The organism is Bradyrhizobium sp. WSM2254, from assembly GCF_000472645.1.
In the GTDB taxonomy this organism is placed as follows: domain Bacteria; phylum Pseudomonadota; class Alphaproteobacteria; order Rhizobiales; family Xanthobacteraceae; genus Bradyrhizobium; species Bradyrhizobium niftali.
This window is the reverse complement of record NZ_AXAB01000019.1, coordinates 122,235-133,940: the sequence shown is the minus strand read 5'-3', so window position 1 is coordinate 133,940 and position 11,706 is coordinate 122,235. Positions and strand designations below refer to the sequence as shown.

Below are 11,706 nucleotides of genomic sequence, written 5' to 3'. Positions count from 1 at the left end.
GCCATGAGCGACCGTTATGCGGTGATTGGCAATCCGATCGGCTTCAGCAAATCACCTCTCATCCATGGCACTTTCGCCAGAATGACGGGACAGGACCTTGTCTATGAGGCGATCGAGGGTCCCCTCAATGGCTTCAGCGAACGGGTTGATCAATTCCGGACAGAGGGCGCCAAGGGGCTGAACATCACTGCCCCGTTCAAGCTCGATGCCTTCGCCTACGCAAACGAGCTTTCAGAGAGCGCCGACCGAGCTGGCGCTGTAAACTGCCTGAAGTTCGACGGCGATCGGATCGTTGGCGAGAATTTCGACGGGATCGGCCTTGTGCGCGACATCACGGTCAATCTCGGCGTCAAGATGGCGGGCCGGCGCGTCCTGATGCTCGGCGCGGGAGGCGCGGCGCGTGGCGCGCTGCTGCCGTTCCTGCGCCAGGAGCCATCCGAGCTGGTTCTCGTCAATCGTACCCTATCGAAGGCTGTGGCATTGGCCGAAGAGTTTGCCGGTTGTGGTCCCCTGATCGTCAGCGGCTATGCTGAACTGGCCGATCTTGCCGAGGGCTATGACGTCGTGGTCAACGCGACATCAGCCAGCCTGCGGGGTGAGATGCCGCCGCTTCCAGGCAACGTCTTCCGCGGTGCGGAGCTGGCGTATGAACTTGCCTACGGCAAGGGATTGACTCCCTTTCTGCGAGCGGCCCGCGTCGAAGGCGTAGCCAAGCTGGCCGACGGCGTCGGCATGCTGGTGGAGCAGGCGGCGGAAGCTTTTGCCTGGTGGCGCGGCGTTCGACCGAGCACGGCTCAGGTCATCGCCGACTTGACTGTCCCTTTGAGCTGACGGGGCGATGCCGACCATGCATCAGAAGTCCAGCTTTCTCGTCGGCCTGATCGGCAGCGGCATCGCGGCGTCCCGCACCCCGCCCATGCATGAAGCGGCCGCTGACGCCGCGGGCATCCGCTATCTCTACAAGAAGATCGACCTGACCGAGTTGAAACTCGGTGCCGAAGCGCTGCCGGAGTTGCTGACGGCGGCAAAGCGGATGGGCTTTGACGGGCTGAACGTGACCCATCCCTGCAAGCAGGCGATTCTTCCGCTCCTGGATGAGCTTTCGCCTGACGCGGAGGCGCTCGGTGCCGTGAACACCGTGGTCATCAGGAATGGTCGAATGACCGGCCACAACACCGACTGGTTCGGCTTCGCCGAGAACTTTCGCCGCAACATGCAGGGCGCATCGCTTGGTCGTGTCGTCCAATTCGGCGCCGGCGGTGCAGGAGCGGCGGTCGCTTTCGCGCTGATGAAGCTCGGCGTGCGGGAGTTGACCATCATCGACGTCGACCCAGCCAAGGCGCAGAATGTGGTCGACGGCTTGTCTCCGAGATTTGCAGAGGGGCGCTTGAGGGTCGGCCAGGATCTCGCGGCCGCCGTTGCTGCCGCAGACGGAATTGTCAACGCGACGCCGATCGGCATGGACAAGTATCCAGGCACGCCGCTGCCGACGGCCTTGCTGCGTCGCGATCTGTGGGTCGCCGAGATCGTCTACTTCCCGCTGGAAACCGCGCTGCTGCGCGCGGCGCGTGCCCTCGGCTGCCGCACCATCGATGGTGGTGGCATGGCGATCTTCCAGGGGACCGAAGCATTCCGGCTGTTCACGGGCATCTCACCTGATCCAGACGTCTTCTTCGCCACTTTTGCATCCCTGGGAGGGTGACGTCAGGCCGATGGGCGAGCGGCACGCACAACGCCCGAGAGGAAACGCAAGATGGGCTATACGCTCGATTTCTCGGTGGTTTGGCATGCGATGCCCGCACTGCTGTGGGGGTGCGTGGGTACGTTGGGCCTGGCGCTTGCCGGCATGACGCTCGCGATGGTGATCGGTGTCGCCGGCGTCGCGGCACGCGGTTCGAAGGCGGCCTGGTTACGGGCCATCGTGATCGGCTTCGTCGAGATCGTGCGCAATACCCCTTTCCTGGTGCAGATATTCTTTCTGTTCTTCGCCCTGCCGCTCATTGGATTGAAGCTCAATCCGACAGCCACGGCCATCATCGCGCTCGGCGTCAATGGCGGCGCCTACGCCATCGAGATCATCCGCGGCGGGGTGCAGTCCATTCATAAAGGACAGGTGGAGGCCGGCTACGCGCTCGGATTGCACAAAGGGCAGGTGTTCCGGTTCATCGTGCTCAAGCCCGCGCTTCGCGCGATCTACCCCTCGCTGACGGGCCAGTTCATCATGCTGACGCTGACCTCGTCGATCTGTTCGGCGGTATCGGCCTACGAATTGACATCGGTTGCCCAGCGCATCGAAAGCGACACGTTCCGCAGTTTCGAGGTCTATTTCTCCGTCACCTTCCTCTATCTCGCGATCTCCTGGCTGCTGATGCTGGGCTTTGCAGTCATCTCTTACCGCTTCTTCTCTTATCCGACACGCTGAGGGAGGCGATCATGACACCGCATTTTGGCCTTCCCGAGTTCGGCTTCCTGCTGCGCGGGCTGCAATGGACAGTGCTGCTTACGCTGGTCGCATTCGCAGGCGGCTGCACGGCGGGGCTGGCCGTCGCATTGCTGCGCACCTGTGGTCACAGGAGCGTGGAATGGATCACCCGCATCTACATCGGGATATTCCAGGGCACTCCGCTGCTGCTGCAGCTTTTCGTCGTTTATTATGGATTGGCGCTAACCGGGTTGAAGCTCGACGCCTTCGTGGCGGTGGCGATCGGCTTCACCGTGAATGCCTCCGCGTTCCTGGGTGAGATTTGGCGCGGCGCGATCCAGGCCGTGCCGCGTGGCCAGACCGAGGCGGCGATGGCGCTTGGACTGCACTATTCGTCCCGCATGCGCGACATCGTTCTGCCGCAGGCAATCCGCATCTCGCTGCCGGCGACCATCGGCTATCTCGTGCAGCTCATCAAGGGCACGTCGCTCGCCGCGATCGTCGGCTTCATCGAACTCGCCCGCGCCGGCCAGATCGTATCGAACCAGACCTTCCAGCCGTTGCTCGTCTTCGGCGTGGTCGGCGCGATGTATTTCATCCTCTGCTGGCCACTGTCGTGGTGGGGCAGCCGGATGGAGGCCAGGCTAGCTCTGGCCAGTCAAAGGTAGGAATGGCGCACCTACTCAATCACAAACAGCCATCATCAGGAGGAGATACTCATGTTGTTTTCGCCCAACCGTCGCCAGCTCGGGGTCGCACTGCTGGCATTGGCGGCTATCGCCGTCGCAGGAAAATCGCAGGCCGGCACTCTGGAAGACGTGAAGAAGAAGGGCGTCGTCGTTATCGGCATTCAGGGCGACAACCCTCCCTGGGGCTATCTCGACAGCTCGGGAAAGCAGGATGGCATCGATGCCGACATGGGGCGCGCCTTCGCTGAATATCTCGGCGTGAAGGCCGAGTTCGTCCCGCTGGCGGTGGCCAATCGTATTCCGGCGCTGACCACGGGCCGCGTAGACATTCTGTTCGCAACCATGGCCATGCTGCCGGAGCGTGCAAAGGCGGTGCAGTATTCCAAGCCGTATGTCGCCAACGAGATCACGCTTGTCGCTGCCCAGGCGACCCCGATCAACAGCAATGCCGACATGGGCAAGTACGTCATCGGCGTTCCGAGGTCCTCCACACAGGATACCCAGGTCACAAATAGCGCTCCCGCGGGCACCGAAATCCGCAGGTTTGATGATGATGCGGCCACGATCCAGGCGTTGCTCTCCGGCCAGGTGCAGGCCGTCGGCGCAAACAGCTTCTACCCGCAGCGTCTGAACGCCGCAAAGCCTGAACTTGGGTTCGAGCCCAAGCTTCACTTCACCGCTCTGTACAACGGCGCCTGTACGCGCCTCGGAGACAAGGAGTGGAACGAGACGGCCAACAAGTTTATCGACCAGATCAAGTCGAACGGCAAGTTGGCCAGCTTCTACGCCAAGTGGATGAAGGCGCCCGTGCCGATCTTCCCGGAGACGGTCCCCGGCGTTCCCTTCACAGTTCAGTAGCCATTGCGAGCGGCCGGCGCATGATCCGCGCTGGCCGCCGTCCGATAGCGGAGCCGAATCCATGCAGGACAATATCCTGATCGAAATGAAGGGCGTGCAGAAGTGGTACGGCGGGTACCAAGCTCTCCGCGACGTCGATCTCACCGTGCGCAAGGGCGAGAAGATCGTGCTCTGCGGTCCGTCGGGGTCGGGCAAATCGACGCTGATCCGCTGTATCAACCGCCTCGAGGCGATCCAGCAGGGCAGCATCGTGGTGAACGGTCATCGGCTTGACGACAGCATCAAGGCTATCGACGTCGTACGTCAGGACGTCGGTATGGTCTTTCAGAGCTTCAATCTCTTTCCGCATATGACGGTCTTGCAGAACTGCATGCTCGCACCCATTCGCGCGCGCCGCATCGGGAAGACCGAGGCGGAGGCGATTGCGCGAAAATACCTCGAGCGCGTGCGCATCGGTGACCAGGCCGAGAAGTATCCGGCTCAGCTTTCGGGCGGTCAGCAGCAGCGCGTCGCGATCGCGCGTGCGCTCTGCATGCAGCCCAAGGTCATGCTGTTTGACGAACCGACCTCGGCGCTCGATCCCGAGATGGTCAAGGAGGTGCTCGATACGATGATCGGCCTCGCCAACGACGGCATGACCATGATTTGCGTCACCCACGAGATGGGCTTTGCCCGTCAGGTCGCCGATCGCGTCATCTTCATGGCTGAAGGGCAGATCATCGAAGAAGGCGCGCCCGACGCTTTCTTCCGCAATCCACAGCATGCCCGCACCAGGCAGTTCCTCGGCGAGATCCTTGCCCATCACTGAACGGAGGTTATTTCATGAGTCGTCTTGTCTACGTCCTCAACGGACCAAATCTCAATTTGCTCGGCAAGCGCCAGCCCCACATCTATGGCCACGAGACGCTTGCGGACGTGGAGCGGGACTGCCGGGCGCTTGCTAAAGAGCTTGGCCTGGAGCTTCGCTTCCATCAATCGAACCGGGAATACGAGCTGATCGACTGGATCCACGAGGCGCGCGAGACGGCTGCCGGGATCGTGATGAATCCCGCCGCTTTCACCCATACGTCGGTCGCCATCCTGGATGCTTTGAACACGTTCGAGGGGACGGTGATCGAGGTGCATATTTCCAACGTGCACAAACGCGAGGAATTCCGCCACCACTCGTTTGTCTCCAAACGAGCTGATGGAGTCATCGCGGGCTTCGGTACGCAGGGTTATCTGCTCGGCTTGCGTCGCGTGGCCAAGCTGCTTGATGAAAAGAAGGGATAGCATCGCATGAGTGCACCCGTCCGCCTCTCGGTGATGGGAGCGGGTCTCATCGGCAAGCGACATATCGAGCACATTCTCGCGCGGCCGGAGGCGGTCCTGTCGTCGATCGTCGACCCGATGCCGGCGGCCCGAGAATTGGCGGCGTCGCTGAAGGTGGACTGGTTTCCGTCTTTTCGGGACATGCTCTCCGGAAATCGGCCGGAAGGGGTGGTTGTCGCCACGCCCAACCAGATGCATGTGGCCAACGGCATGGATTGTATCGCGGCTCGCATCCCGGCGCTCATCGAGAAGCCGCTAGCGGATGACGTCCTCGCTGCACAGGCCCTGGTCGAGGCCTCCGAGAAAGCCGGCGTGCCGCTGCTCACCGGCCATCATCGCCGGCATAACCCTATGATCCAACGCGCCAAGGCGGAGATTGACAGCGGTCGGCTCGGCCAGATCGTGTCGGTGCATGGCATGTTCTGGCTGATCAAGCCGGACGATTATTTCGATGTGGCCTGGCGCCGCGAAAAAGGTGCGGGGCCTGTTTTCCTGAATCTCATCCACGATGTCGACCTGCTGCGGTACCTCTGTGGGGATATCGTGTCCGTACAGGCTGCCCAGTCCAATCGGCTGCGTGGACATGCGGTTGAAGAGACGGCGGTGATCATTCTGCACTTCGCCTCCGGAGCGCTGGGAACGGTCAATGTCTCGGACACCATCCAGTCGCCTTGGAGCTGGGAATTCACGGCCGGTGAGAACCCGGCCTACAGTCGTACGCAGGAGGCCTGTTACCAGATCGGCGGCACGAGGGCATCGCTGGCCATTCCGCAACTGGATCTATGGCGTCACCCAAGCAAGGCCAGCTGGTGGGCGCCGATCGAGCGCGAGCGGCTGCGCTACGAGAAGCAGGACCCGCTTGGCCTGCAGATCGCAAATTTCTGTCGGGTTATCCGCGGTACCACCGAGCCTGTGGTGAGCGGGCGCGAAGGGCTGAAAACCCTTCGAGTGATCGATGCGATCAAGCGCGCCGCGGAAACCGGAGATTTCATATCGGTTTGATACCGGAACGCACGGCGTCCACGCCGAGGTATCGGCGTCTGGAAATGTTGGGCGTCCGAAATTCGCAAGCATGGACATCGTAAACGCCTTGAAGGTGCTGGTGCGCGTCACGCAGACCTTTCTGGACGAGCGTTTTGGAGTTCGACTGCTGCATAGGACCACCCGCAAGCTCAGCCTGACGGATGATGGGCAAATGTTGCTCCATCTCGCCCGACCGGTGCTCGAGGGCATCGGAACCATGGAAGCTGCGATGGCTCGGGCGATTCCGGCCCCCTGACGCTGTCTCCTGCGCCGACAACGACGATCCGGCCCACGTCTTCGTGTTCGAGATGTTCGCGGACGTGGGGGCGTACAAGGCTCGTCTCGAACAGGCGCATTTTCAAGACGTACGAGGTCCACGACCCTGGGCGTGGTTAGGTCCCTCAAGCTGCGGGATACCGCGCCGACCCTGCTTGCTGCCCGCCGAGAAAACCTGCACACGGACAACGAGGTTGCCTGCGTCGTGCACAGGATTGCCTCGGAGCGCCGAGACCGTTCGGCGCTCATCGCGCTTGCCCGGCTCCCGTCCCGCCCATGAGGGCGACAAAGGGGACGGCCCACGCCGCCGAGGCGTTGCCTAGGAATACCAAGGTCAGGACGGCCTGCGTGAACATCATGCCGACCTCCACAACGCGGCGGCCCAAGGCCGCCGCAACCGCATCGGCACGCCCCCGCGTGGCGGCGGGTCGTCGTCGCCGTCGAGCCGCCGCAGCGCCGCGAGGATATCGGCGAGCCGGATCGCGTGGCCCATGCCGGGAATCTCGCGTAGCGCGGGACAGGATTCGACGGCGAACATGTCGGACGCCCAGGACGACAGGATGATCCGCTTCTCCGGCGCGGAGAGCTCGTTGTCGTTCAGGACATTCTCCGGAGACGCATAGTACGCGGCCGGATGGAAGAGGGGATTGAGATTACCTGGGTTGGTATTGGCGTTGGTCATCGATTGCCTCCCTTTACACTCCTTTCCTCGGGACGGTTTCGGTGAGTTCGGGCGGCGGCGACCGCCGCCCGTGATGATCGTTACTGCGTGTTGATCGCGATGCGCTTGACGCCCGCTCTCGGGTTCTCGGATTTCGGCAGTGAGATGGTCAGGACGCCGTTCTTGAACGACGCTTCGGCCTTGTCCTCATCGACGTCCTCGAGCGCGATCTGCCGCTGGAACGAGCCGTAGTAGCGCTCGGTGAAGTACTTGCCTTCGTCCCTGCGCTCGCTCTTCTTTTCGCCGCGGATGGTCAGGACGCCCCTCGCAATTTCGATCTGGACGTCCTTCTCCGTCATGCCGGGAAGCTCGGCTGAGATCGTCAGCGCCTTGTCGGTTTCGCTAAGTTCGATCTTTGGCCAGCCGAACTGTCCTTCCATGAGCGGCGACAGGCCGGTCCCACCGAAGCCGCGGAAGACTCATCGTCGAACAGGCGGTTCATTTCGCGATGGAGCGTCATGAGCGGATCGTAGTTGCCGCGCGCCGGCGCGAGCTCCTGGCTTCTCGACCAGGGAACGAGATCACGAATTGCCATGGTTTTTCTCCTTCAGTGCATGAGCCAGGGAGCGCGGCCGCGCTTGCGCGCGCCGCGTTCCGCTGTCGGATCTCGATTGGGCGTCAGGCGGCCTTTTTCTGCTCGATCTGCGAGGGAGAGGCGCCGCTTCCGATCTGGATCCGGCGCGGCTTCATGGCTTCCGGCACCTCGCGGACGAGATCGATGATCAGCAGTCCGTCGCGGAAGGAAGCCTCCTTCACCTGGACGTAGTCGGCGAGGTTGAACGCGCGCCGGAACGGACGCGCGGCGATGCCCTGGTACAGGTACTCGCCGGCCGCTTTCTCGGGCTTCCTGCCCTCGATGGTGAGCGCGTTCTGCTCGGCCGTCACGATGACGTCGTCGGTGCCGAAGCCGGCGACGGCGAGGCTGATCCGGTAATGGTCCTCGCTGGTGCGTTCGATGTTGTAGGGGGGATAGTGGTCTTCGCTCGCCTGGCGCAGCGTGCTGTCGACGAGGTCGGCAAGGTGGTCGAAGCCGATGGTGGAGCGCCACAGGGGCGCGAAGTCAAAGGTGCTCCTCATAACCAAGTCCTCCAGAGAGCAAGATGGATACGAAGGAACGCAAGGCAGGATTTCAGACAGGGTCCAAGACCGGCCCGGCGCCCGCGCCGGACCCGGGAAGGCGTCCGGCACACCGCTCTCGCGGCCAAAAATGAATTAGAAAAACGAGAAGCTGTTTCAAGAGGTCGGTCGCAAAAAAAAATGCGGCGATCCCGGCACCGGTCGGCCCGGCTACGCCGCCTTTCCGGAGGACTCGGGGCTGCGGCGAGAGGCGTCTTGACAGCCGCCCGCACCCGAATATTTTTTGCGGCGGGAATTCTCTTTCCGGGTTTTCTCAACACCAAAAGGACCGTGACGACCGTCAGGAGTGACGACGATGCTTGATGAAGATCTGGCCCGCCTCCGCGCGCACCGCAACAACATCCACCGCTATCGACGGCTGCTTCGGACGAAGCTGTCGGACCTGGAACGTCAGTTCATCGAAAGGCGCCTCGCCGAGGAGCAGACCGCGCTGAAGGCGCTGGCCACCGACACCTTCCCCGTTGCATTCACCCTTCCGAAAGACCAGCCGGCTTCGGCAATCATGGGGGCCGAGCCACGAGCGACGTCCGTGACCTCCTCATCCGCGGTAGCGAGAAGGTCATCGGACACTATCGCCTCCTGCTGGCGAGCGCCAAAACCGAGGCCGAGCGCCAGCTCTACCGAAGCCGGATCGAGCGCGAGCAGCGGCTACTGGACGACTTGCACGGCGGATTCCCCGATCAGTCCGCTACATATGACTTAGGGCACGTAAAGGCTGCGTAACTGGCTTCTTAAAGGTCCTCTCGCAGTCCTTTGAAGAGCGGGTGCCGGACCTTTCCTTCGGCCGATTTGGCCCGGTACTCGATCTCCGCGAGCAGCTTCGGCTCGACCCAGATGCCCTTGTGCGCGATGCGCTTGGCGTAAGGCTGCGTCTTCCGGATCAGCGGCTTCAGCCGTTTCTGCAGGTCGGCGGCGGAGGATTTGTCGAAGCCGTCCTTGCCGGCATAGACGAGGTCGCCGCCCTTGCGCCGGCCAAGGTAGATGCCGTCCCACTTGCCTTCCTCAAAAGCGAAACCGGCGATGGTGAGCGTCTCCCGCTGCGCGCAGGTCTTCTTGACCCACGCGTTGCCGCGGCCGCTCACTACCAAACCCAGGGCATTGCCATGGCCGTCTCAGTCCGGCGGCTGTAGGCCGGGCGATCTCAGCCACTGGCTCATGTGCGAGCCGATCTCGGCCTGGCGGGCTTTGCGGAGGGTGTCCTCCCGTAGCGGACCGGGAGGGAGGGATCTGGCTGCTTCTCGGAGGCGTTTTGCTTCTTCGGCAAGGCGTTCTTCCAGGGACACGGTTTGCGTGAAACGGCGTCGTCGCTGCATGACACAACCTCGTCTGACGGGTCCTAACCGTTGGGTTTGAATTTCACGAATCCAATATGCAGAAGCCGACGTTCCGGTTCCCGGACGGTCTAGGCTGCGCGAAATGCAGATCAGCCGAAGACGACCTTAGTTCATCTTGCGGCGTAGTTTCCGAAGCAGCTCTCGAGGTCGGCGGCGTACTCCTCAATGATCCGCCGCGTCTCCTCCATCCTGGACCGGCTCGACCCCGGCGGCCAGCTCGAGGAGCTCGCGCCCGGCCGCGGCAGGACCGTCGTAGCGGCTAGCCTCAGCGTGCTTCATGCGCCGATGCCGAGGTGAGTCATCTGATGCGGCGCTTTCGTTGCTGCGGCATCGGACTGCGCAATTGCCCCGCCGAGACGGGGCACAGTCGTCCGCTCATCACCTGAAACGTCTCTTGGTGCATTCGCCGATGCATCGCCTTCTAAGGATTCGTTCACTGCGTCCGGCTCGCGATCGGGCTTGTACCAGGTACACGTTTCTGGTACACGGCCCGAATATCGGGCGTCTGTAACAAGCTGATTTTTCTGCGAATTCTGGTATCTCCCGTTGGGTGGCAGAGAGTCCCACTCTCTCCGCCATTTGCGCGATTTGTACGCCAACCTACGACCCTCTACGATCGTGCGCGCTTTCGCGCGGCTTTGTACTCGCGAGCTACCGGCCCAGGTTCACTCGTGATCTGGCCTCCCCGCGAGAGAGCGTCGGGTCGCCATCGACGTACGGATCAGCCCACCGTCATCATGTGTATGTGTTCGTGAGACCAGAACAGACTGGTCATTGATCTGCGCTTGTCCCAGGAAGGCTCGGCCGTGTTGATCGGCGCCGAGCGTCTCAACTCGAGTGAGGGGGCAGATGAGCACGAAGCAAAGTCAAGGAGGAGACGTCCGCGTAGAGCTCACGTTGCCGTCGAATGGTTGGAACGATATTGTCCGCGATGCGGCGCCGGCAAGAAATTGATGGAGTGGTGTGCCTCCGGACAGGTTTGCTTGGTCGCAGGATGCGCGCCAATCTTCAATTGACGAAGCGCTTCACAGCTTCAGCTCAAGGCGTGACCGGCCAATCCGTAGACCCACGGCTCGTTTTCCTTTCGGTTCAGGAATCGCCGTCCCTTGGACATGGTTGTGACTGTGTCGTTCATCCCGAGGCGGCTCTGTTGAAGGAAGTCCGCAAATAGACCAGTCTGCTCCCGCGTATCCACGCGGGCGAACCTTCCGGCGAGATCCTTGAGATGCACGGCCGTAAGATGGATCGCGTCACAATCATTGCTGGCAACGATGGGGCCGATCACATGACCGCGCCCGAATTCGCGCTTCATGGAATAACCGACGGTCGCACCGCCACGGCGCAGGACGCAGATTGACGAACCTTCAGAAAGCAATGCAAGCAGCTTCTGACGGCTGGCTCCAAACGCGCGTTTATCCAGTGCTGCGATCTCTTCGATATTCCCGGTAGACAGCGAGCTCAATTCGCCGTCGAGAGCCGGCACTGGCGGAGGCGGTGACACGACCTCTCCTTGCCACAGATACACGGTGGCTTCCTTTGTGAAGCCTAGCGAAAGATACAGATGATACGCGGCATCGGTCGAGTTGAGGACCAAATTCCGGTCGCCACACCGCTCGAACACCTGCTCCATGAGCCAGCGGCCAGTACCCTGAGCCTGCGTTCGGGGCGATGTGATCACCAGGCCAATCGTCGCGAACTCGCGGCTATATGGGAACCACATCGCGCTGCCAAAGACGCGTCCAATACCATCGACGGCTACGATGCCATGACCTGCGCGGCGCAAGAAATCCCAATCCTTGGGTCGATGCGGCCAGCCAACGCCGGTCGAGAGTGCGTGGAGCAGCGTCACATCAACGTCGTTGATGTCCTTCGCGGCCAGCTCAAAGGACTTCACGCGTACCGTTCGTCCCATCTCGACTCGTCCGTTCCTTCGCG

At 62.0% G+C, this 11,706-nt stretch carries 14 protein-coding genes and 2 pseudogenes; 10 read left to right on the top strand and 6 right to left on the bottom strand.

The window, feature by feature from the left end; genetic code table 11:
- Positions 1-3: 3 nt before the first annotated feature.
- From aroE to A3M7_RS0114620, 9 genes are all read left to right on the top strand, one after another.
- On the top strand, positions 4-831 hold the full coding sequence (aroE, locus tag A3M7_RS0114660; protein ID WP_027544610.1) for a shikimate dehydrogenase: 828 nt from the start codon (positions 4-6) through the stop codon (positions 829-831).
- Positions 832-847: 16 nt separating this feature from the next.
- Complete coding sequence (locus A3M7_RS0114655) at positions 848-1,702, top strand: shikimate dehydrogenase (protein WP_027544609.1); 855 nt, start codon at positions 848-850, stop codon at positions 1,700-1,702.
- Positions 1,703-1,753: 51 nt separating this feature from the next.
- Entirely contained in the window at positions 1,754-2,422 is a 669-nt protein-coding gene (locus A3M7_RS0114650) for an amino acid ABC transporter permease (protein WP_027544608.1), read from the top strand.
- An 11-nt stretch (positions 2,423-2,433) separates the two neighbouring features.
- Positions 2,434-3,090 (top strand): amino acid ABC transporter permease, encoded by a 657-nt coding sequence (locus A3M7_RS0114645; protein ID WP_027544607.1) that lies wholly within the window; start codon positions 2,434-2,436, stop codon positions 3,088-3,090.
- Between the two features lie 51 nt (positions 3,091-3,141).
- Entirely contained in the window at positions 3,142-3,969 is an 828-nt protein-coding gene (locus A3M7_RS0114640) for a transporter substrate-binding domain-containing protein (RefSeq protein WP_027544606.1), read from the top strand.
- Between the two features lie 61 nt (positions 3,970-4,030).
- The gene (locus A3M7_RS0114635; RefSeq protein WP_027544605.1) at positions 4,031-4,777 is read left to right on the top strand and encodes an amino acid ABC transporter ATP-binding protein; all 747 of its coding nucleotides are present in this window, start codon (positions 4,031-4,033) and stop codon (positions 4,775-4,777) included.
- Positions 4,778-4,791: 14 nt separating this feature from the next.
- A complete protein-coding gene (gene aroQ / locus A3M7_RS0114630; protein ID WP_027544604.1) occupies positions 4,792-5,241 on the top strand; it encodes a type II 3-dehydroquinate dehydratase in 450 nt (149 codons plus the stop codon).
- 6 nt (positions 5,242-5,247) lie between these two features.
- Positions 5,248-6,282, top strand: a complete 1,035-nt coding sequence (locus A3M7_RS0114625) for a Gfo/Idh/MocA family protein (protein WP_027544603.1) — start codon at positions 5,248-5,250, stop codon at positions 6,280-6,282.
- A gap of 70 nt (positions 6,283-6,352) precedes the next feature.
- Positions 6,353-6,559, top strand: coding sequence for a LysR family transcriptional regulator (locus tag A3M7_RS0114620; protein ID WP_027544602.1), 207 nt, complete (start codon positions 6,353-6,355; stop codon positions 6,557-6,559).
- A gap of 375 nt (positions 6,560-6,934) precedes the next feature.
- Here A3M7_RS0114620 and A3M7_RS0114610 read toward each other — a convergent pair whose 3' ends face one another.
- The 3 genes and pseudogenes from A3M7_RS0114610 to A3M7_RS0114600 form a co-directional block, all read right to left on the bottom strand.
- Positions 6,935-7,261, bottom strand: a complete 327-nt coding sequence (locus tag A3M7_RS0114610) for a hypothetical protein (RefSeq protein WP_027544601.1) — start codon at positions 7,259-7,261, stop codon at positions 6,935-6,937.
- 80 nt (positions 7,262-7,341) lie between these two features.
- Positions 7,342-7,835: pseudogene (locus A3M7_RS0114605) on the bottom strand (Hsp20/alpha crystallin family protein).
- Positions 7,836-7,918: 83 nt separating this feature from the next.
- Complete coding sequence (locus tag A3M7_RS0114600) at positions 7,919-8,377, bottom strand: Hsp20 family protein (RefSeq protein ID WP_027544600.1); 459 nt, start codon at positions 8,375-8,377, stop codon at positions 7,919-7,921.
- A 355-nt stretch (positions 8,378-8,732) separates the two neighbouring features.
- Here A3M7_RS0114600 and A3M7_RS48520 point away from each other — a divergent pair, with 355 nt between their 5' ends.
- Positions 8,733-9,140 (top strand): hypothetical protein, encoded by a 408-nt coding sequence (locus tag A3M7_RS48520; RefSeq protein ID WP_156936877.1) that lies wholly within the window; start codon positions 8,733-8,735, stop codon positions 9,138-9,140.
- 28 nt (positions 9,141-9,168) lie between these two features.
- Here A3M7_RS48520 and A3M7_RS44155 read toward each other — a convergent pair.
- From A3M7_RS44155 to A3M7_RS0114580, 3 genes and pseudogenes are all read right to left on the bottom strand, one after another.
- A pseudogene (locus A3M7_RS44155) lies at positions 9,169-9,516 on the bottom strand (DNA ligase); the annotation flags it as partial.
- A gap of 33 nt (positions 9,517-9,549) precedes the next feature.
- Positions 9,550-9,750, bottom strand: coding sequence for a hypothetical protein (locus tag A3M7_RS50465; RefSeq protein ID WP_080584096.1), 201 nt, complete (start codon positions 9,748-9,750; stop codon positions 9,550-9,552).
- A 1,054-nt stretch (positions 9,751-10,804) separates the two neighbouring features.
- A complete protein-coding gene (locus tag A3M7_RS0114580; protein WP_027544599.1) occupies positions 10,805-11,683 on the bottom strand; it encodes a GNAT family N-acetyltransferase in 879 nt (292 codons plus the stop codon).
- Between the last annotated feature and the right edge of the window lie 23 nt (positions 11,684-11,706).

Excerpts from the sequence above, each read along its gene's own strand:
- A3M7_RS0114655 (WP_027544609.1), top strand. The coding sequence starts at position 848 with ATGCATCAGAAGTCCAGCTTTCTCGTCGGCCTGATCGGCAGCGGCATC.
- A3M7_RS0114625 (WP_027544603.1), top strand. The coding sequence starts at position 5,248 with ATGAGTGCACCCGTCCGCCTCTCGGTGATGGGAGCGGGTCTCATCGGC.
- A3M7_RS0114635 (WP_027544605.1), top strand. The coding sequence starts at position 4,031 with ATGCAGGACAATATCCTGATCGAAATGAAGGGCGTGCAGAAGTGGTAC.
- A3M7_RS50465 (WP_080584096.1), bottom strand. The coding sequence starts at position 9,750 with ATGCAGCGACGACGCCGTTTCACGCAAACCGTGTCCCTGGAAGAACGC.
- A3M7_RS0114610 (WP_027544601.1), bottom strand. The coding sequence starts at position 7,261 with ATGACCAACGCCAATACCAACCCAGGTAATCTCAATCCCCTCTTCCAT.
- A3M7_RS0114580 (WP_027544599.1), bottom strand. The coding sequence starts at position 11,683 with ATGGGACGAACGGTACGCGTGAAGTCCTTTGAGCTGGCCGCGAAGGAC.
- A3M7_RS0114620 (WP_027544602.1), top strand. The coding sequence starts at position 6,353 with ATGGACATCGTAAACGCCTTGAAGGTGCTGGTGCGCGTCACGCAGACC.
- aroQ (WP_027544604.1), top strand. The coding sequence starts at position 4,792 with ATGAGTCGTCTTGTCTACGTCCTCAACGGACCAAATCTCAATTTGCTC.
- A3M7_RS0114640 (WP_027544606.1), top strand. The coding sequence starts at position 3,142 with ATGTTGTTTTCGCCCAACCGTCGCCAGCTCGGGGTCGCACTGCTGGCA.
- A3M7_RS0114645 (WP_027544607.1), top strand. The coding sequence starts at position 2,434 with ATGACACCGCATTTTGGCCTTCCCGAGTTCGGCTTCCTGCTGCGCGGG.
- A3M7_RS48520 (WP_156936877.1), top strand. The coding sequence starts at position 8,733 with ATGCTTGATGAAGATCTGGCCCGCCTCCGCGCGCACCGCAACAACATC.
- A3M7_RS0114600 (WP_027544600.1), bottom strand. The coding sequence starts at position 8,377 with ATGAGGAGCACCTTTGACTTCGCGCCCCTGTGGCGCTCCACCATCGGC.
- aroE (WP_027544610.1), top strand. The coding sequence starts at position 4 with ATGAGCGACCGTTATGCGGTGATTGGCAATCCGATCGGCTTCAGCAAA.
- A3M7_RS0114650 (WP_027544608.1), top strand. The coding sequence starts at position 1,754 with ATGGGCTATACGCTCGATTTCTCGGTGGTTTGGCATGCGATGCCCGCA.